Source organism: uncultured Bradyrhizobium sp. (genome assembly GCF_947648125.1).
Lineage (GTDB): Bacteria > Pseudomonadota > Alphaproteobacteria > Rhizobiales > Xanthobacteraceae > Bradyrhizobium.
Genome location: NZ_CANSMR010000002.1, coordinates 431,432 through 452,803, shown reverse-complemented (window position 1 = coordinate 452,803; position 21,372 = coordinate 431,432). Strand labels below are relative to the sequence as shown.

Below are 21,372 nucleotides of genomic sequence, written 5' to 3'. Positions count from 1 at the left end.
GTGGTTGGATTGAATGTCAGGCCGCAGGCAAAGGCGGCGGTCTGGTTTGCAGATAGCGCTGGCGCAATCCGAACACGGCGTCCGCAATGCCGAGCGCGAAGATTGCGATGATCGGCCAGCCGAACATGACAACGACGGCGTAGATGCCGCCGAGCCAGAAGCCGCGATTGGCGAGCGACAGCGTCAGGGTGTGCAGCACGGCGAAGCCGACCAGCGCATAGGCGATGACGAGCGCCGCGGTGACGATCTGCGCCAGCAGCGCAAGCATGCCGCCGACGAAGCTGACGGCGACCGCCACCAGCAACGCGACCAGCGTCATGGCGGGGAGCGCGGTGGTGCGGAAATCCGGCCACGGTCGGTTCAACCGCCCCGAGGTTTGCGTGATCTTGCCGGCGAGCCACAGGTTCAGCGTCAGCGTGACCATCGCGAGGATCGTTGCGGCGAGGGGCGCAAGGATCACCAGCATGTCGACCAATCGTTCGATCTCACTGCTGGGCAGCCCTTCGCCGGCGCTCAGCACCTTTAGCAGACCGCGCCGCAAAGCACCGGTGACTGTGTCGGCATCCGAGCCGAGCGTGAGCAGCGCCGCGGTCGTGGTGATGATGGCGAAGGTTGCGATCCAAAGCAGGATACGGCCGACGGGATACCATTCGAGCGCAGGTGGCTGCTGGGGAGCGCTTTCACCGGCTGCGCCTGCGATCGGCCGTCCGAGCAGCGCGAGGTGGCCGAGCCACCAGCCGGGCAGGGCGACCATCATGGCAAACGCGATGCCATAGGGAAGCCCGAAGATCGCGCCGAGAACGGAGGCGGCAGCGACGCCGCCGATGGCGGCGGCAAGCGGTCCCCAAGCGAGTGCCGACACCATCAACGGCAGCGGCGCAAGAGAGTACAGCAGCAACGAGATCAACGCGCCCGAACTGATCGAGGCGAACATCAGCGCCGACGCGGCGCCGGCGGCAAGTGCAACAATGAGTATCGCGATCATCAGCTGTCCCGCCCCCTTTGAGCGGTTAGGGGTTCTACTTCGAGAACCCCAACCATCGGCGACCGGACGACCCGGAAGCCTTATGAGAATGAGCGGCCGGCGGCGCGTGCCGCCGGCCGGAAACGGTTAGCGAATGACGTAGGGCAGCAGGCCGAGGAAGCGCGCGCGCTTGATGGCGCGGGCGAGCTCACGCTGCTTCTTGGCGGACACGGCCGTGATGCGGCTCGGCACGATCTTGCCGCGCTCGGACACGTAACGCATCAGCAGCTTGGAATCCTTGTAGTCGATCTTCGGCGCATTCGCGCCCGTGAACGGGCAGGACTTGCGACGACGGAAAAACGGACGGCGGGCACCAGCATCAGCCATGATTCATTACTCCTCGGTCGCAGCTTCTTCTTCGCGCGGACGGCGCGGGCCACGATCGCCGCGGAAGCCGCCGCCATCGCGATCACCACGGAAGCCGCCTTCGCGGTCGCCGCGGAAGCCACCGCCACGGTCATCGCGCTCGCGGTCACGGTCGGCCTTGCGCATCATCGCGGACGGGCCTTCCTCGTGCTCTTCGACGCGCACGGTGAGGTAGCGGATAACGTCTTCGCTGATCCGCTCCTGGCGCTCGATCTCGGTGACGACAGCCGACGGTGCGTCGATGTTCATCAGCACGAAATGCGCCTTGCGGTTCTTGTTCATGCGGTAGGTGAGGGAGCGCACGCCCCAGCTCTCGGTCTTGGTGACCTTGCCGCCGCCCTGTTCGACGATACCCGTCATCTGGGCCGTCAGTTCATCCACCTGCTGGGTGCTCGCATCCTGACGCGCGAGAAAAACATGCTCATAAAGAGGCATGGTTGTCCTTTCCTGTGTTGGCGTGGTTTCCGGCGACAAGCCCTTCGAGACCTTCGGAAAGGACTCGAGCTGCTCAGAAGGCGGGAGCACGGGACGACGGGCCGACTGGCCCTGCCACATCAAAATCAACGGGTGAATTTGCTGAGACCGTCCGTTCAGCTCCCGGCCGGAGCCCACGAATGGGGCGCTTTATACGGATTTTGGTCGCGAAGGCAAGGGTCCGCGGAGGGGTCTCGGCCTTGCGGATTTGCGAGGGGTCGTAGCCCTCCAGGCCGTTTGGCGCAACTTTCGGCCATTTCCTGTTGATTTCTTTGTTTGTATGTCATACAAACATCTCAGGGAGGATGATCTATGGGTTCGGAGACCAGCGGCATGCCTGCGCCCGATCCGAAACACGCGGTCCGCGCGACACGATCGGCGGGGCGCAAGATGCGCTCGCTGCTGCTCGATGCTGCCAGCCGCCTGTTCAAGGAGCGCGGGCTCTCGGGCACGTCGATCTCCGACATCGCCGCCGCCGCAGACGCCTTTCCGAGCCAGATCACCTACTACTTCCGCACCAAGGAAGCGCTGTTCGTCGAAGCCGCCAGCCGCGACATGCTTTACCTCGCGCGCGCGACCGAGCAGGCCGCCCTGAAGGCCCACACACCGCGGGATTACACCCACGCCTTGGCCGAGACCGTGACCGCGACCGACACAGTCGCCTTCTTCGCCGAGGCCCTGACGCTGACGCGGCGCCGGCAGGACCTCGCGCCTTTGGTCGAGCGCACCATCGAGCGTCTGCACAGCGAGGGCGCGCGCGCCTATGCCGGCCAGGTCGAGCGGCATGGCTGGCGTTCACTGCGCGCCCCCGAAGAGAGCTCACGGCGGTTCTGGGCGATTGCGATCGGCGTGATCGTCGAAGGTTTTGCGATGGGCCGCGCGTCCGAGGAGATGTGCCGCGAATTGCTGCGCGCACTCGGCGAGCAGGCAACCACGACATCGACGAATGATGGATCGCGGCTGCGCCTGGTCGGCGATCGCGACACTTCACCCTCGACGGACGGGGAGACCAGCTCATGACCGCACTACGCATGCGTGCCCGGGATTTCCTCACCGAGGACGAACTGGTCGCCGTCCGGCAACGCACGACATGGAAGGGCGCGGCCCTGATCGTGCACGCTTGGGCGCTGATCCTGGGCGCGATCGCGCTGGTCGCGTGGTGGCCCAATCCGCTGACCTATCTGCTTGCAGTCGCGATCATCGGCTCGCGCCAGCTCGGGCTTGCCATCCTGATGCATGATGGTGCGCATGGCTGTCTCTCCGCGAACGAGAAGACCAACCTCGCGCTGAGCCAGTGGTTCTGCGCCTATCCGATCTTCGCGGAAACCCGCGGCTATCGCCGCTATCATTTGCAGCATCATGCAAGGACGCAGCAGGAGGACGATCCGGATCTCGTACTGTCGGCGCCGTTTCCGATCACGAAGATGAGCTACCGCCGGAAATTCCTCCGCGATATCACCGGGCAGACCGGCTACCAGCAGCGCAAGGCGCAACTGCTCAATGCGATCGGACCGAAAGAGTGGCCGCTATCGCAGCGCGCCGCCAACTTCTGGCAGAAGCTTGGGCCGCAATGCGTCACCAACGCGCTGCTGTTCGCAGGCCTCGCCGCCGCCGGCGTGTGGTGGGCCTATCCGCTGTTGTGGCTGGTGCCGCTGCTGACCTGGATGATGGTGATCACGCGGATCCGCAACATCGCCGAACATGCCGTCGTGCCCGACAGCGCCGACCCCTTGCGCAACACCCGTACCACGCGGGCCAATATCCTCGAGCGGCTGTTCATCGCGCCGTACTACGTGAACTACCACCTCGAGCATCATCTGCTGTTCTACGTGCCCTGTTACAACCTGCCGCGGGTTCACCGCATCCTGAGCGGAAGCCGCTATGCCGACCGGATGGAGGTCCAGCCGGGCTATGCCGCCGTGCTGCGGCTGGCGACCGCCAAGCCCAATCGGGAAGACCGCCCGGGCCAACTGGTCAACAGCGCGCGCCGGGCGAGGGCCGGTGCCGAGGTTAACGCCGACCAGAATGCCGGTGGATTCTAGGCCGGGCCGGCCCCGGCATCCCCAGGGTTCCGCGCGCGCGGCTTGACATCGCGCCCCCCATCAGTGTCTTACGGCCCGGTCCGAGGCCGGTTGCAAGACTTGGTTGCAGGGAATTGGTCCGGACCCGCTGTGGCGCGTTTCGCGCGACGGGATACCGTTTTCCCCTGCGGCAGGCGCGGCGCTTGCGCGGGGATCACGCTCAACAAGGTAGGGAGCGCCGATGACGGCAGCATTCACGTTTCCCGGGCAGGGCTCGCAGGCGGTTGGCATGGGCAAGGCCCTGGCCGACGCCTTTCCGGTCGCGAAGGCCGTGTTCGACGAGGTCGATTCCGCGCTGGGCGAGAAGCTGACCGCGATCATCTGGGATGGTCCGGGCGAGACATTGCAACTGACGGAAAATGCCCAGCCGGCCCTGATGGCGGTCTCGATCGCCACCTTGCGCGTGCTCGAGAGCGAGGCCGGCTTCTCGGTCGGCCGCAACGCGGCCTTCGTTGCCGGGCATTCCCTCGGCGAGTATTCGGCGCTTGCCGCCGCCGGCAGCCTGACGGTCAGCGACACCGCGCGCCTGCTGCGCACCCGCGGGCTTGCGATGCAGAAGGCGGTGCCGGTCGGCGCCGGTGCGATGGCCGCGCTGCTCGGCCTCGACTACGAGGCGGCGGTCGCGGTCGCCGATGAAGCGGCGCAGGGCCAGGTCTGCCAGGCCGCCAATGACAATGGCGGCGGCCAGGTGGTGGTCTCCGGTGACAAGGCCGCCGTCGATCGCGCGGTGGAGATTGCGAAAACCAAAGGGGCAAAACGCGCCATGCTGCTGCCGGTGTCGGCGCCGTTCCACTGCAAGCTGATGCAGCCGGCGGCCGATGCGATGGCCGAGGCGCTGGCCGGCGTCACCATCAAGGCGCCCGCGGCGCCGCTGGTCTGCAACGTGCTGGCTTCGGCAATCACCGATCCCGACGAGATCCGCCGCCGCCTGGTCGAGCAGATCACGGGGACGGTTCGCTGGCGCGAGTCGATTGCTTATATGGCAGGCCAGGGCGTCACGCGGTTCTTCGAGATCGGCGCCGGCAAGGTGCTGAGCGGCCTCGTCAAGCGCATCGCCGATGGCGCGGTGGGCGTATCCGTCGGCGGCCCGAACGATATCGCTGCGGCCAAGGACGCGCTGGCAGCATCGGCCTAAAGCAGCCGGAAGGAGAATTCGATGTTTGATCTGACTGGCAAGACGGCGCTCGTGACGGGCGCAACCGGCGGCATCGGCGGCGCGATCGCGCAAGCGCTGCATGCGCAGGGCGCGACGGTCGCGATTTCGGGGACGCGGCGGGAGGTGCTCGACGGCTTCGCGGCCAAGCTCGGCGAGCGCGTCCATGTGCTGCCGTGCAATCTCTCCAGCAAGGATGACGTCGAGGCGCTGGTGCCGGCGGCGGAAGCTGCGATGGGACAGGTCGACATCCTGATCGCGAATGCCGGCATCACCCGTGACAACCTGTTCGTGCAGCTGCGCGACGAGGATTGGGACGACGTGATCGCCGTCAACCTGACCGCGACATTCCGCCTGGCGCGCGCGGCGACCAAATTGATGATGCGCAAGCGCTTCGGCCGCATCATCGCGATCACTTCGATCGTCGGCGTCACCGGCAATCCGGGGCAGGGCAACTACACCGCGTCGAAGGCCGGCATCATCGGCCTGATCAAGACGCTGGGCGCCGAATACGCCAAGCGCGGCGTGACCGCGAACTGCATCGCACCGGGCTTCATCAAGACGCCGATGACGGATGCGCTCAACGACAAGCAGCGCGAAACCATCCTGGCGAAGGTTCCTGCGGCGCGGCTCGGGACGCCCGAGGATATCGCTGCGGCAGCCGTCTATCTGGCCTCGAACGAGGCCGCCTACGTCACCGGACAGACGATTCACGTCAACGGTGGGATGGCGATGATTTGAGCTGGTTGCTGGCTCTCGCAATGCGGCGAAAAGCCGTTTTCGGGAGCCGGTTCAGGCGTGTAGTCAAGGCTTTGGAAGTATGATAGCTGAACCCCCCATGGATGGGCAAAGAACGCCATTGCAGGATTTTGAAACCCTGTATATTGGCGTGGCGACGCCTGCCGTTCGCCGGGGCTTTAGTCGGCTACGACCGGGCCGAATCAAGACTATGCGCGACTGAGTAATCGAGACGACCACGATGGCTCGTATCGTCTTGGGGTCGGGTCCAATGGAACAACGAGGTTGAACGATGAGTGAGATTGGCGAGCGGGTTAAGAAGATTGTGGTCGAGCACCTTGGTGTCGAACCCGAGAAGGTGATCGATAGCGCGAGCTTCATCGATGACCTCGGCGCCGACAGCCTCGACACCGTCGAGCTCGTGATGGCTTTTGAAGAAGAATTCGGTTGCGAGATTCCCGACGACGCGGCGGAGACGATTCTGACCGTGGGCGACGCGACCAAGTTTCTTGAGAAGAACGCGAAGAGCTAACGCCGATCGCGAAGTTGACGGGGCCGGACGGACCGTGATCGTGCGGTCCCCCGGCTTCTTATTATCAGCCGCGCATTGCTGGCCGGAGACGTGGAAATGAGACGAGTTGTCGTCACGGGGCTGGGCATGGTTACACCGCTCGGCTGCGGCGTTGACGCAACTTGGGCGCGTATCCTCGCCGGCGACAGCGGCGGCAAGAAGATCGACACGTTCGAAGTGTCCGACCTGCCGAGCCAGGTCGCCTGCTACATTCCGCGCGGCGACGGCTCCAACGGCACCTTCAATCCCGATCAGTGGATGGAGCCGAAGGACCAGCGCAAGGTCGACGACTTCATCCTCTATGCGATGTGCGCGGCCAAGCAGGCGCTCGACGATGCCGACTGGCATCCGAAGTCCGATGAGGACCAGTTCGCGACCGGCACGATGATCGGCTCCGGCATCGGCGGCCTCACCGGCATCGCTGAAACCGCGGTGCTGCTGAAGGAGCGTGGACCGCGCAGGATCTCTCCCTTCTTCATTCCGGGCCGCCTGATCAATCTGGCGTCCGGCTACGTCTCGATCGAGCACGGCCTGAAAGGGCCCAATCATGCGGTCGTCACGGCATGCTCGACCGGCGCGCACGCGGTCGGTGACGCAGCGCGGCTGATCGCGCTCGGCGATGCCGAGGTGATGCTTGCAGGCGGCGCCGAATCGCCGATCTCCCGCATTGGCATCGCCGGCTTCTGCGCCGCGCGCGCACTGTCCACCGGCTTCAACGACACGCCGGAAAAGGCATCGCGGCCGTACGACAAGGATCGCGACGGCTTCGTGATGGGTGAGGGCGCCGGCGTCCTGGTGCTCGAGGAGTACGAGCACGCCAAACAGCGTGGTGCGAAGATCTACGCCGAGGTCACCGGCTACGGCCTGTCGGGCGATGCCTTCCACATCACCTCGCCACCGCCGGACGGCAATGGCGGCTTCCGCAGCATGAGCATGGCGCTGAAGCGCGCCGGCCTCGTCGCATCGGATCTCGACTACATCAATGCGCACGGCACCTCGACGCAGGTCGGCGACGAGATCGAGCTCGGCGCGGTCGAGCGTCTGCTCGGCAATGCGGCTTCGAAGGTCTCGATGTCGTCGACCAAGTCCGCGACCGGACATCTGCTCGGCGCGGCCGGTGCGATCGAGGCGATCTTCGCGGTGCTGGCGATTCGCGATAATGTGGTGCCGCCGACCATCAATCTCGACAATCCGTCGGTACAAACGGCGATCGATCTTGTGCCGCATACCTCGCGCAAGCGTGACGTGAATGTGGCGCTGTCCAATTCCTTCGGTTTCGGTGGCACAAACGCCTCCGTGATCGTGCAGCGCGTGACCAATTAGTAGGTCGTTAGAGCGTTTTCGAGCGAAGCGGGTACCGGTTCGCGTGAAGAAAACGCGTCAAAATAAGAATCTAAAGTCCCGTTCCGATGCGATCGGAACGGGACTTTAGAACTAGTCCACCGTTTTGCCGTATTCCGCGGTGACTCCTAATAGCGGGCGTATGCTATTGGCAGGGCAGGGGTTTGTTCGGCCACGATTCAACCGGCAGGATATTGGTTTGCATCGATGAGTGAGAGGCCGCCCATTTCACCACGGAGTCCACGTGCCGCGCTGGAGCCCGAACAGGTTCCGCCGCCGCCCAAGCGCTCGGATCGTGCCCGCAATCCCTTCGTGATCGTAGGCAATGCCATCTTCACCATCCTGATCATCCTGATGATCGGCGCCGGCGCCACCTACTATTACGGCAAGCAGACGCTGGAATCCCCGGGGCCGCTGCAGGAAGACAAGATCGTCAACATCCCCGCACGTGCCGGCAAACGTGACATCGCCGACGTGCTGTCGCGCGAGGGCGTGATCAACGTCAATCCGTGGGTCTTCATCGGCAGCGTGTTTGCGCTGAAGGCGAGCTCCGACCTCAAGCCCGGCGAATATTCGTTCCAGAAGAATGCGAGCCTGCGCGACGTCATCGCCACCATCGTCGACGGCAAGGTGGTGCAGCACGCCATCACGATCCCGGAAGGTCTGACCTCGGAGCAGATCGTGACGCGGCTGTCCGACAACGACATCTTCACCGGCTCGGTGCGAGAGATTCCGCGCGAGGGCACGCTGTTGCCGGAGACCTACAAATTTCCCCGCGGCACCACGCGCGACCAGGTGATCCAGCGTCTGCAGCAGGCGCAGAAGCGTGTGCTCGCCGAGATCTGGGAACGCCGCAATACCGACTCGCCGCTGAAATCGCCGGACCAGCTGGTGACGCTGGCCTCGATCGTCGAGAAGGAAACCGGCCGCGCCGACGAGCGCAGCCGCGTTGCCGCCGTGTTCGTCAACCGTCTGCGGCAGAGGATGAAGCTGCAGTCCGACCCGACCATCATCTACGGACTGGTGGGCGGCAAGGGAACGCTGGGGCGTCCGATCAAGCGCAGCGAGATCACCCAGCCGTCGCCCTACAACACCTATGTGATCGACGGGCTGCCGCCGGGACCGATCGCCAATCCCGGCCGCGCCTCGCTGGAGGCGACCGCCAATCCGGCGCGCACCCGCGATCTGTTCTTCGTTGCCGACGGAACCGGCGGCCACGCCTTTACCGAAACCTACGACCAGCACGCCAAGAACGTCGCCAAGCTGCGCGCGTCGGAAAAGCAGATCCAGAACGACACCGTCGAGCCCGCGGATGATCCGGCGCCTGCCGCCGCGGCGCCTGGCGCGGCCGACACCAATCCCACGGCGGCCACGCCGCCGAAGCCCACCAATCAGAAGAAGCCGCCGCGCGGCGGTCGGCAGGGTGCAGCCCAGCAGACCAGTTCGCCGCCTGTTGTGCAGCGCTAAAGCGCGATGCGATCATCGCGCCTTAGCTTCTTGTTCGAGCATGGTCTTTCGGAAATCGGCTTCACAATTTTCCGGATCATGCCGTAGCTCTGCATTTCCCGAGGGTGGAACGTAATTCCACTTTCACGGAATCCGTTTTAAGGTCGCACCGGCTGCCCACGAGTCTCGTCGTCTCCGGGTGAGTCCCATATCCTTCTGTTGGAGAGTTTCACGCGATGGCGCTATCGAGCATGACTGGCTTTGCCCGAAGCCATGGCGCGAGCGGTCCCTATACGTTCGAGTGGGAGCTGAAGTCGGTCAACGCCAAGGGCTTTGACCTGCGGTTGCGGCTGCCGCCGGGCTGGGACGAACTGGAAGCCCTCGCCAAGAAGCGGGCCGGCGAGTTGCTGTCGCGCGGCACGGTCTACGCCAATCTCAGCGTCAAACGCACCGATGCGGCGCAGACCATCCGGATCAACGAGGACGTGCTGGCCGCGGTCGTGAAGGTCGCAGGTGAGCTCGCGCAGCGGATCGACGCGGTGGCGCCGAGCATCGACGGATTGCTCGGCATCAAGGGCGTCATCGAGGTGGTCGAGCCTGACAGCGATGAGGACGAGGACAAGGCGGCACGCGAGGCGGCGGCGAAGGCCTTCGAGCAGGCGCTCGGCAGCCTCGTCGAGATGCGCCGCCGCGAGGGCGATGCGCTGGGCCAGATCCTGATGCAGCGGATGGACGAGATCGAGCGGCTCGCCAAGCGCGCCGAGACGGCTCCCGGCCGCAAGCCCGAGGCGATCAAGGCGCGGCTCGCCGAGCAGATCGCGGCATTGCTGGAGACCTCCGATCGCTTCGATGCCGACCGGCTGAGCCAGGAGGCGATCCTGATCGCCACCAAGGCCGATATCCGCGAGGAGCTCGACCGTATCGCCTCGCACATCGGCCAGGCACGCGAGATGATCGGCAAGGGCGGACCGGTCGGGCGCCGGCTCGACTTCCTCGCCCAGGAGTTCAATCGCGAGGTCAACACCTGCTGCTCGAAGTCGAACGACGTCGAGCTGACCAATACCGGGCTTGAAATGAAGAACGTGGTCGAGCAATTCCGCGAACAGGTCCAGAATCTGGAGTGAACGATGACGGCGCAGGGTTTTGACGGCGTTGAGCGGCGCGGACTGATGTTCGTCCTGTCGTCGCCCTCGGGCGCCGGCAAGACGACGCTGTCGCGCATGCTGATCGACCGCATGCCGGGGCTGAGGATGTCGGTGTCGGCGACCACGCGGCCGAAGCGGCCGGGCGAGGTCGAGGGCCGCGACTACTTCTTTGTCGACAAGACCAAGTTCGAGGCGATGGCCAAGCAAGGTGAACTGCTGGAATGGGCCACCGTGTTCGACAACCGCTACGGCACGCCGCGCGCGCCGGTCGAGGCTGCGCTCGCGGCCGGGCAGGACGTGCTGTTCGACATCGATTGGCAGGGCACCCAGCAGTTGCGCGAGAAGGCGCGCGCCGATGTTGTCAGCGTCTTCATCCTGCCGCCGTCAGCAGTCGACCTCGAGAAGCGGCTGCACACCCGTGCGCAGGATTCCGAGGAGGTCATCCGCGGGCGGATGAACCGCGCCACCCATGAACTGAGCCACTGGGCGGAATACGACTACATCGTCGTCAACCAGAACGTCGACGACGCCTTTGCCGAGGTGCAGTCGATCCTGAAGGCCGAGCGTCTCAAGCGAGAGCGCCGCACCGGCCTTACCGAGTTCGTGCGCGGCCTGCAGCGTCAGCTCGAGAAGTAGCTCGCCGGAACCATGCTGCGATCCGGCGATCGCAGCATGTCTCATCTGCTTTCCTGAGCGCCCTCTAATTTGCGGCGCTGCGCGCCAGCCGCTGCAGCATCGCCGCGATCTGCTTGTTGTCCTGCTCGGTTTGATCCGGCTCGCGCGCCGTCTCGCGGCGAGCAGCCGGCGTCTCGGCGCGGCGCGGAACCGGTGTCTCCGACCGGCGCGGGGTCGCTTCCGACAGGCGCAGCGGGCGGTCGCGGCTCACGACTGCCATCGGCGGCGCCGGCTCGGTGTGGAGAGAATCCCAGGGCGCTCGCCATTCGTCGCTGATCTCGTAAGGCGGCGTACGCGTGCGGGTCAGCCGGAACACCAGCGCGCTGACCAGGCCGGCCAGCGCCAGCGCACCGACCATCACGATCAGCAGCATCTGCGTCGAGGAGGAAGATTTCTCGGCGGACGCCTCGGCTGCCACCGGGGCGGCCGCTGCCGGCGCGGCCGCCTGTTGCGGCGTCGCGTCGGCCTGCGCGACCACGGTCGGCTGGTCTGCGGCGTGCCGGGTTCCGTTGGTCCCGGCCATGCTCGATGCATCCAGCCATCGGGCGTTCACGTCCGACGCCTGGGCGTTCGTGCCTGACGCCGCCGGATCGGTCGCCGCTGCCGCACCGTCGGCTTGACCGGCGGCGGGGGGCGCGACCGGCGCTGCTGCGGCCTGCGGTGAGGGCCATTCGGCATGGGCATCGGCGACGGACTTGCGCATGGCCGGCTGTGGCGGCGCCGGCTGGCTCTGCGGCGGCTGCGCGTCGGCCGTCGCCGTGTCGGGCGCGGCCGCGGGCTGCTGCTGCTGCGCGGTCGCGGTCTTGGCAACAACCTTGTTCTTGGCGTCACCGAGGTACCAGCATTTCTTTTGGGTGCTGCGGTCGAGGTGATAGAACCAGTGGCTTCCCGCAGGCGCGGTTCCCTTCGGCGCGGACTGACAGGTGTCGGCCGTCTTGGCATTCGTAGTATCGGTGCTCGCCGTATTGGCGGCGTTCTGGGCCATGGCGCTGAAGGCGCCGGCCAGCATGGTGGCGGCAAGCGCCGCAGCGAATTTCGCTGAACGATTTGACATACGCGTCCCCGGTATTTCTTTTTACGCAAACGCTGGTGCAGCCAATCTCGGTAAAGAGTTGGGTCGCAATGCGCCGCAAATCCGGAACGGGTAGGGCTTAATTGAGGCTCGCGTCGCGCCGCAATTGCGGCGCGGGGAAGGCTGGAACACGGGTTGAATGATTGCCTGGTCGGCTGTCAGGTTCCGCCGGACCAAAGCTCGTGTTGGTGCTGCAAGGCCGTTGCGTCCGCCGGCGATGGCAACGCCGGCGGGACGTCATGTCTGAGCAATGATCACCGCGCAAACGGTTTCCGTGCTTGTCGCAGGGACCGCTACGCAGTTTTCCGGATCATGCTTTAGTTCTTCAGGACGATGCGTCCCACGACCTTGCCGGCGCGCAGCTCTTCGATCCATTTCTGGACGTCGGCCATCGGCTCTTCCTTCATCGGCGTCGGCTTGATCTTGCCGGCCCGGGCGAGCGCCATCAGCTCCTGGCCCTCTGACAGCGTACCCACCATGAAGCCTTCGATGGTCATGCGCTTGTAGACCCATTGCACCATCGGCAGCGTGAACTGGCCGCCCATCAGGCCGGACACCACGATCTTGCCGCCGCGTGCGACCGTCGACACCGCAAACGCCATCGACTTCTCGTTGCCGGCAAAGTCGACCACGCCGTCGAAGCCGCCGTCGCTCTCCTTCAGCATGCGCTTGACGACATCGGGCTCTGCGGGATCGTAGGCCGCCGCCGCACCGTTCTTCAGCGCGGTCTCGCGCGCCGCCGGGCTGAGATCGGCAACCGCGATCGGCTGCTTGAACATCGCCTGCGCGAACGACAGGCCCATCATGCCGACGCCGCCAAGACCGATCAGCAGCAAATTGCGCTGGCGCGGACGATCGACCAGGCGCTTCAGCGCGCCGTAGGCCGTGACGCCGGAGCACATCAGCGTGGCGGCCTGATTGACCGGCAGCGGATCGTAATCGAGCAGGTATTTCGCGTCGGGCACCAGCACGTGGGTGGCGAAGCCGCCGTCGATGGAGACGCCGAGGAAGCGCTGCTTGGCGCAGAGATTCTCGTCGCCGGCGAGACAGTCGCGGCACTGGCCGCAGCCGATCCAGGGGAATACCGCCTTCTTCGTTCCGACCAGATCCTTCGGCGCATCGGGACCGACTTCGTCGACGACGCCGGCGATCTCATGGCCGAGCGTGAAGGGCAGCGTCATGCCGCGGGTGGTATCGAGCTTCTTCCCGCCGCCGAGATCGGCGTAACCGTCCTGGATGTGGAGATCGGAATGGCACAGGCCACAGCGCTCGATGCGCACCAGCACTTCGCGTCCCTGCGGCTTGGGCGTGTCGACGATGGTTTCGCACAGCGGTGCATCGAATTTGACGAGGGATTGGCGAACCATTCGCGCCATTACGTTTTCTCCTGATGTTCTATTTTGTGGACCGTATATCGGCCAATTCCCTGGCCATGGCAACAAAGCCCGCGACCGGAATCGTTTCGGCGCGCCGCGTCGCGTCGATCCCGGCTGCGGCCGCAAGCCGCGCCGGATCGACCGACAGCGATTTCAGGCTCTGGCGCAGCATCTTGCGGCGTTGGCCGAAGGCGGCGGCGGCCACCTGCTCGAGCATGCGGCGGTCGCACGGCTCCGGCGCGGCGCGCGGTATCAATCGTACCACCGAGGAGGTGACCTTCGGCTGCGGCACGAAGGCTGCGGGCGAAATGTCGAACAGGATCTTGGTCTCGGCGCGCCAGTTGGCGAGCACCGCGAGCCTGCCATAGGCCTCCTCGTCCTCATGGGCGACGATGCGCTCGGCGACCTCGCGCTGGAACATCAACACCATGGTGTCGTACCAGGGCGGCCACGGCTCGATCGACAGCCAGTCGACCAGCAGCTGGGTTGCGATGTTGTAGGGCAGGTTGGCGACGATCTTGGCCTTGCCGCCATCGAGCAGGGGACGCGGATCAAAGTGCTGCGCGTCGCCATGCACGATCTCGATGCGGCCGGGATAGCGCTTGACGATGTAGTCGAGTGCATCGATCGCGCGCTCGTCGCGCTCGATGGCGATGACACGCTTGGCGCCCATCGCAAGCAGTGCGCGCGTCAGTCCGCCGGGGCCGGGTCCGACCTCGATCACGGTGGCGTCTTCCAGCGGGCCCGCGGCGCGGGCAATGCGCGCGGTGAGATTGAGATCGAGCAGGAAGTTCTGGCCGAGCGATTTGCGCGCCGACAGCGAATGCTCGCGAATGATGTCGCGCAGCGGCGGCAGATCGTCGATCGCGCTCACTTAGCTTGATGCCGCGGCCATGCGCGCGGCGAGGCGGAGCGCGGCGATCAGGCTCGAGGGATTGGCCTTGCCGGTGCCGGCGATATCGAATGCGGTGCCGTGATCGGGCGACGTCCGGATGAAGGGCAGGCCAAGCGTGACGTTGACGGCGTCCTCGAACGCGACGGTCTTGATCGGGATGAGCGCCTGGTCGTGATACATGCAGAGCGCGCAGTCATAGGTCTTGCGCGCGGCTGCGTGGAACATGGTGTCGGCCGGCAGCGGGCCTCGGGCGGCAATGCCGTCGCGGCGCAGGATCTCGACCGCGGGCGCGACGATCTCGACGTCTTCCATGCCGAGCGTGCCGTCTTCGCCAGCATGCGGGTTGAGGCCGGCGATGGCCAGCCGCGGCGAGGCGAGGCCAAACCGTGCCTTCATGTCGGCGACCACGATTCGCGCGGTCGAGACGATCAGGTCGGTCGACAATTGCGCCAGCGCCTCGCGGACCGAGACATGGATCGTCACCGGGACCACAGCGAGCGCCGGCGACCACAGCATCATCACCGGCTGCGGCGCGGGCCCGCCGCGTGCGGCAAGCTCGGCGAGGAATTCGGTGTGGCCGGGATGGCGGAAGCCGGCGCGGTACAACACGTTCTTGGCGATCGGATTGGTGACGACGGCGCTTGCCTTGCCCGACGCAACATCGGCGACGGCCTGACGGATCGATGCCAGCGCGGCATCCGCACTGGTCCCGTCGGGCTTGCCCGGTTGCGCCGTCGCCGCCTTGCCGGTCGCAACAACGGGCAGCGCCCGTGCAAATGCTGCGGATGCCTCCTCGGCACTGACCTCGGCAAACTCGACCACAAGCCCGAGCGTCTTGGCGCGCTCGGCCAGGGAAGCGCGGTCACCGAGCAGATAGAACGGCGGGAGGTCGAGTTCGCGACGGCGCAGCCATGCGGCGAGCGTGATGTCGGGGCCGATGCCTGCGGGCTCGCCGCATGTCAGTGCGAGAGGTTGGGCCATGCGTCAACGATAGTCGATCATCGCCCGCCCGGATATTCGATCATCGCGGCTTTTCGGACTTCCTGCAGGTAGGCCTTCGACTTCGCCTCGTACTTCTGCACGTACATCTTGTCCCGCATCTCACGCTTCTTCGGCGTGTCTACCGTCGTCGCCTTCCTGCCGCAGAGGGCGACCATCTCGATGCCCTGCTTGGTGACTTCGGGAGGGGTGAGGTGGCCGACCGGGGTCTTGTCCAGGATGTCGCGCAGCGACTGCGGCAGGTCGGCCGACGTCTTGACGACGATCTCGCGGATCGCGGCGTTGCGCATCGACTTGAAGAAGGTGTTGGCTTCCTCGCAGCTGGTCACGCGCTCGCGCAGGGTGTCCGCTTCCTTGCGGCGGTTCTCGAATTCGGATTGCGGAGAGCCGCGGGGCACGATCAGAACGACCGGCTGCATCCGGTATTCGAACGCTTCGGCGTCGGGAGCATCACCGGTCTCCTTGACCGCGGTGGCGACGTCCTTTTCGCCGACCTGCAGGCTTTCCTTGAAGCGGCCGCGGACCAGGCTGGTCCAGACCATGTCGGCCCTGATGCGCTGCTTGAGCGTATCGGGGCGGATGCCTTTGCTCTCCAGGACCTTGGTCAGCTGGTCGTTGTTCAGCCGCATCCGCTGCGCCATGCCGCCATAGGACTGTTCGATATCGTTGGCGGTGGGATCGACGCCGAATTTCTTGGCTTCCTTGATCTTCAGCTTCTCGTCGATGAGCTCGTCGAGGATCGCCTTTCGATCGGGATTCTTGCCGCCGGTCAGGGCGTTCAGCTTGGCGCGCTGCTCGATGTCGAAATTGGTGATGGGTTCGCCATTGACCATCACGGCGATGGTCTGGGCATGCAGTCGCGCACCGCCCCCCAGCAGGAGGAAAAGAGCCAGCAGGGAACTCAACACTAGCTGATAGCAGCGGGTTGGCAGGCTAGCGGTCGTCATCGTGGTCATGTCAGTCGTTTAAACCAATTCAAGCCGGGGCCACAGGCCCGCGGGCAATACAAGCCCCCAATTCAAGCCCCTTGGCAGGCCCTCGCTCGCTACTGCACGCCAGCCGAACTGCTGGTCGTGGAGGTTTGGGCGATGGTCCGCAGCCCGATCTGGAACATGAACGCGTGGCTGAGGACGGGCGGCTGCGAGCCTGCCTGATAGGTATAGGACGTGACGTAATTGGCAGCCAGCACGAAGCAGTCGTCCACATAGCCCGCGCCGACGGCATACTGGTTGATCTTGTTCGCTTCAAGGTCCCAGCGCGCCGCACCCTGAACCACCCAGTTCGACGCCACCTTGACCGAACCGCTGGTGAGGATGCCCTCACGGCGCGTCAGGTAGCCGAGTTCCGGCTGCGCGGCATAATCGCCGTAGGTCACGGCGATCGACCAGCGGTCGAAATTCGCGCTCGCCGTGGCCTCGAACCGGTTGATGTTCCAGGTCGCTTCATCCATCCGCGAGCGGACGCTGAACGTGTAGGTGCGGTTCGGCGAATAGGCGAGGCTCGCGACGTAATCCGAGCGCGGGTTCTGCAGACCGGAGTCGACGCCGGTGTTGGTGACGTCGGCGACCGCGAACGAGTTCATCCCGAACATCTGGTAGGACTGTCCGAACATCCCCTTGACGCTGCCGCCGTGGTCGAACTGCGTGGTGGCCTGCACGCCGACATTGGCGCGGCTGCCGCCCTCGACACGGTCGTAGCCGGAGAACTTGTCGACCGCGAACAGGTTGCTGGTGTCGAACACCAGGCTCTGCGCGTCCTCATTCGGAAGCTTGCCGGCATTGGGTTCGTTGGGCCGGATGATGACCTGCGCAATCGGCTCGACGGTGGTCGTACCCCACGGCTGCACATTGATGAAGGGATAGCGGTATTCGAGGCCGACGGTCGGCATCAAGCGGACCGTCTGGGTGTCGCCGACCGGCAGGAAGTTGGAAACGCCCGGCTGATTCGAGATGTCGGCGTTGATGGCATCGGCGCGGACGCTGGCGAACGGCGTCCAGATCTGGCCGAGCGGATCGGTGTAGGACTTGCGCCACTGCGCCTCGGCCGTCAGCCTTGTGTAGGTGCCCGGCATGCCGCGCAGCAGGCACTGCGACGGCGTTCGCGCCATCGGATCGGCGGACGTGGTCGTGCACAGGCTGTTGGTGTTGGCGGTCGTCGTGATCGGGTCGAACACCGCGGTTTCGCGGGTCAGGTTGACGAAGTTCATCTTGTAGCTGAACTCGCCGCCCAGGATGTTGTTGTTGATCACGTTGTTGTAGTCGATGACGGGCGCGACCACCGGGACCTGGTTCTGGTTGCCCGAGTAGCTGAGATAGTAGATCGCGCGCGCGTCGAAGAAGCTGCGGTTGCCGACACCGGTCAGATAGAGCTGCGAGATTGCTTCTGTTGGCAGCGACAGGAACGATCCGAACGGATCCTTGTACTGGGCGAGCCGGTAGTCGGACATGAAGAAGTAGTCGGACAGCACGACGCCGTCCCAGCCCCAGACCCATTTGTCGTTCAGCGCAAACTGGCCCTTGGTGTCGACGCCCCAGCGGAAGTCGCGGTCGCCCGGCTGGCCAGTAAACTGGCCCCGATCGAGCTGGTCGATGCCGTAAAGCCGGATCTGATAGGAGCCGTCCACGAAGCGCTGGCGGAATTCGGTCTGCAGCAGCACGCCCTGCTTCGAGGTGATGCGCGGACTGAAGGTCGCGTCCATGTCAGGCGCGATCGCCCAATAATAGGGGATTTCGACGCCGTAGCCGAACGCCGTGTAGCTAGTGAAGCCCGGCATCAGGAAGCCGCTCTTGCGCTTTACAGTCGGATCGGGCGTCGAGAAGTAGGGCAGGTAGGCCATCGGAACGCCGAAGAATTCGAGCTGGGCGTTCTCGAAATAGAGCATCTTCTCCGTCTGATTATGGATGATGCGCGCGCCCTTGACCTGCCAGAGCGGCGGCTTCTTCGGATCATCCTTACAGGGTGCGCACGCGGTATAAACGCCGTTGTCGAACACCGTGTAATTGCCGCTGGACCGATCGGCGCGGGTCGCCGCCATGCGGGTCTGGTCTTCAGTGTCGACGCGCAGCGAATCGACGAACCCGTCGCGGTAGTCGTCGCTGAGGTCCAGGATGTTGGCGTAGGTGATCTTGCCTTCCGCATCGGTCATGCGGATGTTGCCTTCGGCATGAAGACGCTTGGTCTTCTGGTCGTAGATGACCTTGTCGGCCTCGACGCTGGTGCCGTTGTAGAACATCTGGACGTTGCCGACGGCCGAGATGCGGCTGTTGTTGTAGTCGTAATCGACCTCGGTGGCCTGAACGAGCATCTGCCCGTCATTCTTGGCCGGCGGGCGGACCGGCTTCGGCGGACGCGGATTGTAGGTGAAGGCCTGCGCTGAAGCCGGCGTCGACGTGACGACGTCGAGCGCGCTGACCACGACGAACGCGGCAACGAGAGCAGAAAGCGAAACGCCAAACGCGGCCATGCGGCTCCGTTGACGGCGCAGGGCACTGCGCCGCCCGGATGCAGGCGACCTCAACTGGCGGGCGGCGACGGTAGCCACTACCCGTCCTCCTGGTACAGCAAAGCTAAGAAACCGGTGAGGCTACCCACAACGACAGGCAACCACGCCGCAGCGATGGGATGCATCAACTCAGCCTTGCTCAAATCTTCAGTTACTTTCGACAGGACGTAGAGCAGAAAGCCTGCGCCCACGCCACTCAAAACCATCTTCTGCACGCCGCCCATCCGAAAGAAGCGGAGGCTCACAGAAGCCGCCAACATCACCATCGCAGCCAGCAAAAACGGCTGCGCGATAAGCTTGTGATACTGCAAGCGATAGCCAGCCGTCGCGAACCCTGAGCTCTCCGACGAACGGATGTAGTTCGGCAGTTGCCAAAAGGACACAGTTTCGGGGGTGGAGAAACTGTTGCGCACCTGTGCGGGGGTCAGGGTGGTGGTCAAGTAGAAGGTGTCCTGATCCACCGGGGCCTTGTCGAGGGTGTATCGGCGTACTCCCGTGAACGCCCAGCGGCCTTCTTCGAGCGTCGCTTCGCGGGCCTCGATTCGTTCCTTGAACTGCAGCGCCGTGTCGAATCGGAACACCGTGAGGCCGGTCAGCCGGATGCCCTGCTGCTCGCTGCGGGCCGCATTGATGATCGCCTGACCTTCGTCGTTGATCTGATTGAGCCAGAAGCCGGACGCGTCCTGGATGCCGCCGCCGGGCGCCGAGCCGAACAGCTCGGCCTCCATCCGCTTGGAGAGCTCGCGCAGATTGGCCGACACCGGATTGTAGGCGGTGGTCGCAAAGATGCCGAGCACGATCGCACTGACCAGCGCCGGCGAGATGAATTGCCAGGCCGAGACGCCGGCAGCGCGTGCCACGACGAGCTCCAGCCGCCGCGACAGCGCGAGATAGCAGGTCATCGCGCCGATCAGCACGCAGAACGGCATCAGTTTCTCGAGCAGCTGCGGCACGCGGAACAGCGAGGTTTCCGCGACCGTGATCGCGGAGGCCCCGACAAGGCTCGACGTCTTGCGCACCATCTCGATGTAGTCGACCAGCACGAGCAGCACGAAGATGCCCGCGAACACGCCCACCGCCGCGACGACGAAGCGGCCGGCGAAATAACGCCCGAGCGTATTTGTGACCATGCTCATGCGGTCGCCGGCCTCCGGAAGAGGCGCGCAATGCGTTCGTTGTTCCGGTTGATCGCTTCCATCAATGCCGGCGGCGGTTCGACGACCACGCCGCCGACGATCATCCATATCCCGACGCCGATCCCGGCGAACAGCATCAGATATTGCACCAGGGCCGCTAGCGGCGTCTTCACCGCCATGACGGAGCAGGCGAATCCGACCATGCGCAGGCCGAACACCGCGAATACCGAGCCGCCGATCGAGAAATTGCGGCTTTGGCGCGTGGTGCGCGGCGCGCCGAGGAAGGCAAAGGTGAGGGCGGCGAACGCAAACGGATAGATCGGCGCCATGAAGCGATCATGCAGCTCCGCGAAGAACTGGCCCGACAGCTGCTGATAAGTCTGGTCGTTCTCGTCCGGCCACATCAGTTCCCAGAGGTAGCGCTCGCGAATTCCGAGCGTGACGTCGCGGCCCTGCGAGAATTTCGACATGTCGAAGGCGTAGCGCTGAAACACCACCAGCGTCGGATCGCGCTTGCCGACTTCGAATCGCTCGAGATTGCCGTCCTCCAGCACGAGATATGAGCCGCTCTCGTTCTTCAGCACGGTGCCGTGGTCGGCGACGATGGTGACGCGCTGCTGCGGATCGCGGCGATCATCGACGAATACCCCGCCGAGCACGCCGCCGGGCAGGCGCTCGCGGATGCGAATCGTCAGGTTCTGATCGAGCTGGGCGAAGCGGCCGGGCTGCAGGATGTTGGTCAGAACGTCCGCGGTGATCTCAGCGTCCCACTGCTTGATTCGGCGCATGCCGTCGGGCGCGAGATAGGCGCCGATGAAGGCGACCAGCGCCGCCACCACGCAGGTGGCAAAAAAGAACGGCCGGAACAGCCGGAACGGCGAGAAGCCCGCCGCGTTCATCACGATGATCTCGGAATCGGTCGCGAGCTTGTTCAGCGTGTGCGAGATCGCGATCATCAGCGCGATCGGCGCGATGATCAGGATCAGGGCGGGGATCACGAGGCTGGTGATGCCGAGGAAGGTGAGGATGGTCTGACCCTGGCTCGTCATCAGGTCGATGCCGCGCAACGCCTGCGTAATCCAGATCACGCCGGTAAGGCTGACCAGGACAAGCGCAAACGACGCCAGCGTCGTTTTGAAGATGTACTTGTCGATCGACCCCATCGCTACCGCACGGCCCCTTGGCGCAACCAAACGCACGGCTTTCGACCAATCCCGTCAACCCGGGTTCCCCTATGGTCGAGCCGCGGACTCGTCCGGCTCACTCTCTGTTCACAATCTCACTACCATCCCTTTGATCCGTCAACAAAATGGCCGGGCCAAGGCACGCTTAATTTATGGTTAATTAATCGCTTTTGTGGCCTTCCGGCCACTCCGGC

The 21,372-nt window shown here is 64.8% G+C and carries 20 protein-coding genes; 9 read left to right on the top strand and 11 right to left on the bottom strand.

All coding sequences use genetic code 11. The features are described from left to right. Nucleotides 1-16: 16 nt before the first annotated feature. From Q0030_RS05750 to rpsF, 3 genes are all read right to left on the bottom strand, one after another. Complete coding sequence (locus tag Q0030_RS05750; protein WP_298363862.1) at nucleotides 17-985, bottom strand: DUF2232 domain-containing protein; 969 nt, start codon at nucleotides 983-985, stop codon at nucleotides 17-19. Between the two features lie 126 nt (nucleotides 986-1,111). Further along, entirely contained in the window at nucleotides 1,112-1,351 is a 240-nt protein-coding gene (rpsR, locus tag Q0030_RS05745) for a 30S ribosomal protein S18 (RefSeq protein WP_016844287.1), read from the bottom strand. 6 nt (nucleotides 1,352-1,357) lie between these two features. Further along, entirely contained in the window at nucleotides 1,358-1,825 is a 468-nt protein-coding gene (gene rpsF / locus Q0030_RS05740) for a 30S ribosomal protein S6 (protein WP_092113431.1), read from the bottom strand. A 351-nt stretch (nucleotides 1,826-2,176) separates the two neighbouring features. Here rpsF and Q0030_RS05735 point away from each other — a divergent pair, with 351 nt between their 5' ends. From Q0030_RS05735 to gmk, 9 genes are all read left to right on the top strand, one after another. Continuing rightward, nucleotides 2,177-2,884, top strand: coding sequence for a TetR/AcrR family transcriptional regulator C-terminal domain-containing protein (locus Q0030_RS05735; protein WP_298363860.1), 708 nt, complete (start codon nucleotides 2,177-2,179; stop codon nucleotides 2,882-2,884). Further along, nucleotides 2,881-3,906, top strand: a complete 1,026-nt coding sequence (locus Q0030_RS05730; RefSeq protein WP_298363857.1) for a fatty acid desaturase family protein — start codon at nucleotides 2,881-2,883, stop codon at nucleotides 3,904-3,906. The genes Q0030_RS05735 and Q0030_RS05730 overlap by 4 nt, the downstream gene beginning before the upstream one ends. A 220-nt stretch (nucleotides 3,907-4,126) precedes the next feature. After that, complete coding sequence (fabD, locus tag Q0030_RS05725) at nucleotides 4,127-5,080, top strand: ACP S-malonyltransferase (RefSeq protein WP_298363854.1); 954 nt, start codon at nucleotides 4,127-4,129, stop codon at nucleotides 5,078-5,080. A 21-nt stretch (nucleotides 5,081-5,101) separates the two neighbouring features. Next, nucleotides 5,102-5,839, top strand: a complete 738-nt coding sequence (fabG, locus tag Q0030_RS05720; protein ID WP_024581467.1) for a 3-oxoacyl-[acyl-carrier-protein] reductase — start codon at nucleotides 5,102-5,104, stop codon at nucleotides 5,837-5,839. Between the two features lie 289 nt (nucleotides 5,840-6,128). Beyond that, on the top strand, nucleotides 6,129-6,368 hold the full coding sequence (locus Q0030_RS05715; protein WP_056294916.1) for an acyl carrier protein: 240 nt from the start codon (nucleotides 6,129-6,131) through the stop codon (nucleotides 6,366-6,368). Nucleotides 6,369-6,464: 96 nt separating this feature from the next. Then, nucleotides 6,465-7,730: a beta-ketoacyl-ACP synthase II gene (fabF, locus tag Q0030_RS05710; protein WP_298363851.1), complete on the top strand. Its 1,266-nt coding sequence runs from the start codon at nucleotides 6,465-6,467 to the stop codon at nucleotides 7,728-7,730. 225 nt (nucleotides 7,731-7,955) lie between these two features. Beyond that, a complete protein-coding gene (gene mltG, locus Q0030_RS05705; protein WP_298363850.1) occupies nucleotides 7,956-9,215 on the top strand; it encodes an endolytic transglycosylase MltG in 1,260 nt (419 codons plus the stop codon). Between the two features lie 215 nt (nucleotides 9,216-9,430). Beyond that, nucleotides 9,431-10,318, top strand: a complete 888-nt coding sequence (locus tag Q0030_RS05700; protein WP_298363849.1) for a YicC/YloC family endoribonuclease — start codon at nucleotides 9,431-9,433, stop codon at nucleotides 10,316-10,318. Nucleotides 10,319-10,321: 3 nt separating this feature from the next. Next, a complete protein-coding gene (gene gmk / locus Q0030_RS05695; protein ID WP_298363838.1) occupies nucleotides 10,322-10,975 on the top strand; it encodes a guanylate kinase in 654 nt (217 codons plus the stop codon). A 64-nt stretch (nucleotides 10,976-11,039) separates the two neighbouring features. Here the strand turns inward: gmk and Q0030_RS05690 are convergent, their stop codons facing one another. From Q0030_RS05690 to lptF, 8 genes are all read right to left on the bottom strand, one after another. Further along, nucleotides 11,040-12,068, bottom strand: coding sequence for a hypothetical protein (locus tag Q0030_RS05690; protein ID WP_298363837.1), 1,029 nt, complete (start codon nucleotides 12,066-12,068; stop codon nucleotides 11,040-11,042). Between the two features lie 335 nt (nucleotides 12,069-12,403). After that, nucleotides 12,404-13,462 carry an alcohol dehydrogenase gene (locus Q0030_RS05685; RefSeq protein WP_298363836.1) on the bottom strand — a complete coding sequence of 353 codons (1,059 nt, stop codon included), beginning with the start codon at nucleotides 13,460-13,462 and terminating at the stop codon, nucleotides 12,404-12,406. Nucleotides 13,463-13,481: 19 nt separating this feature from the next. Beyond that, the gene (gene rsmA / locus Q0030_RS05680) at nucleotides 13,482-14,336 is read right to left on the bottom strand and encodes a 16S rRNA (adenine(1518)-N(6)/adenine(1519)-N(6))-dimethyltransferase RsmA (protein ID WP_298363834.1); all 855 of its coding nucleotides are present in this window, start codon (nucleotides 14,334-14,336) and stop codon (nucleotides 13,482-13,484) included. Then, complete coding sequence (pdxA, locus tag Q0030_RS05675; protein WP_298363833.1) at nucleotides 14,337-15,338, bottom strand: 4-hydroxythreonine-4-phosphate dehydrogenase PdxA; 1,002 nt, start codon at nucleotides 15,336-15,338, stop codon at nucleotides 14,337-14,339. A gap of 17 nt (nucleotides 15,339-15,355) precedes the next feature. Then, complete coding sequence (locus Q0030_RS05670) at nucleotides 15,356-16,303, bottom strand: SurA N-terminal domain-containing protein (protein ID WP_298364593.1); 948 nt, start codon at nucleotides 16,301-16,303, stop codon at nucleotides 15,356-15,358. A gap of 98 nt (nucleotides 16,304-16,401) precedes the next feature. Continuing rightward, on the bottom strand, nucleotides 16,402-18,819 hold the full coding sequence (locus Q0030_RS05665) for an LPS-assembly protein LptD (RefSeq protein ID WP_298363831.1): 2,418 nt from the start codon (nucleotides 18,817-18,819) through the stop codon (nucleotides 16,402-16,404). Nucleotides 18,820-18,896: 77 nt separating this feature from the next. Next, complete coding sequence (gene lptG, locus Q0030_RS05660) at nucleotides 18,897-19,994, bottom strand: LPS export ABC transporter permease LptG (RefSeq protein ID WP_092113464.1); 1,098 nt, start codon at nucleotides 19,992-19,994, stop codon at nucleotides 18,897-18,899. Then, nucleotides 19,991-21,157 carry an LPS export ABC transporter permease LptF gene (gene lptF, locus Q0030_RS05655; protein ID WP_298363829.1) on the bottom strand — a complete coding sequence of 389 codons (1,167 nt, stop codon included), beginning with the start codon at nucleotides 21,155-21,157 and terminating at the stop codon, nucleotides 19,991-19,993. The genes lptG and lptF overlap by 4 nt, the downstream gene beginning before the upstream one ends. Nucleotides 21,158-21,372 lie beyond the last annotated feature (215 nt).

Coding starts and splice junctions, on each gene's coding strand:
- Q0030_RS05750 (WP_298363862.1), bottom strand. CDS start 985: ATGATCGCGATACTCATTGTTGCACTTGCCGCCGGCGCCGCGTCGGCG.
- rpsR (WP_016844287.1), bottom strand. CDS start 1,351: ATGGCTGATGCTGGTGCCCGCCGTCCGTTTTTCCGTCGTCGCAAGTCC.
- rpsF (WP_092113431.1), bottom strand. CDS start 1,825: ATGCCTCTTTATGAGCATGTTTTTCTCGCGCGTCAGGATGCGAGCACC.
- Q0030_RS05735 (WP_298363860.1), top strand. CDS start 2,177: ATGGGTTCGGAGACCAGCGGCATGCCTGCGCCCGATCCGAAACACGCG.
- Q0030_RS05730 (WP_298363857.1), top strand. CDS start 2,881: ATGACCGCACTACGCATGCGTGCCCGGGATTTCCTCACCGAGGACGAA.
- fabD (WP_298363854.1), top strand. CDS start 4,127: ATGACGGCAGCATTCACGTTTCCCGGGCAGGGCTCGCAGGCGGTTGGC.
- fabG (WP_024581467.1), top strand. CDS start 5,102: ATGTTTGATCTGACTGGCAAGACGGCGCTCGTGACGGGCGCAACCGGC.
- Q0030_RS05715 (WP_056294916.1), top strand. CDS start 6,129: ATGAGTGAGATTGGCGAGCGGGTTAAGAAGATTGTGGTCGAGCACCTT.
- fabF (WP_298363851.1), top strand. CDS start 6,465: ATGAGACGAGTTGTCGTCACGGGGCTGGGCATGGTTACACCGCTCGGC.
- mltG (WP_298363850.1), top strand. CDS start 7,956: ATGAGTGAGAGGCCGCCCATTTCACCACGGAGTCCACGTGCCGCGCTG.
- Q0030_RS05700 (WP_298363849.1), top strand. CDS start 9,431: ATGGCGCTATCGAGCATGACTGGCTTTGCCCGAAGCCATGGCGCGAGC.
- gmk (WP_298363838.1), top strand. CDS start 10,322: ATGACGGCGCAGGGTTTTGACGGCGTTGAGCGGCGCGGACTGATGTTC.
- Q0030_RS05690 (WP_298363837.1), bottom strand. CDS start 12,068: ATGTCAAATCGTTCAGCGAAATTCGCTGCGGCGCTTGCCGCCACCATG.
- Q0030_RS05685 (WP_298363836.1), bottom strand. CDS start 13,462: ATGGCGCGAATGGTTCGCCAATCCCTCGTCAAATTCGATGCACCGCTG.
- pdxA (WP_298363833.1), bottom strand. CDS start 15,338: ATGGCCCAACCTCTCGCACTGACATGCGGCGAGCCCGCAGGCATCGGC.
- Q0030_RS05670 (WP_298364593.1), bottom strand. CDS start 16,303: ATGACGACCGCTAGCCTGCCAACCCGCTGCTATCAGCTAGTGTTGAGT.
- Q0030_RS05665 (WP_298363831.1), bottom strand. CDS start 18,819: ATGGCCGCGTTTGGCGTTTCGCTTTCTGCTCTCGTTGCCGCGTTCGTC.
- lptG (WP_092113464.1), bottom strand. CDS start 19,994: ATGAGCATGGTCACAAATACGCTCGGGCGTTATTTCGCCGGCCGCTTC.
- lptF (WP_298363829.1), bottom strand. CDS start 21,157: ATGGGGTCGATCGACAAGTACATCTTCAAAACGACGCTGGCGTCGTTT.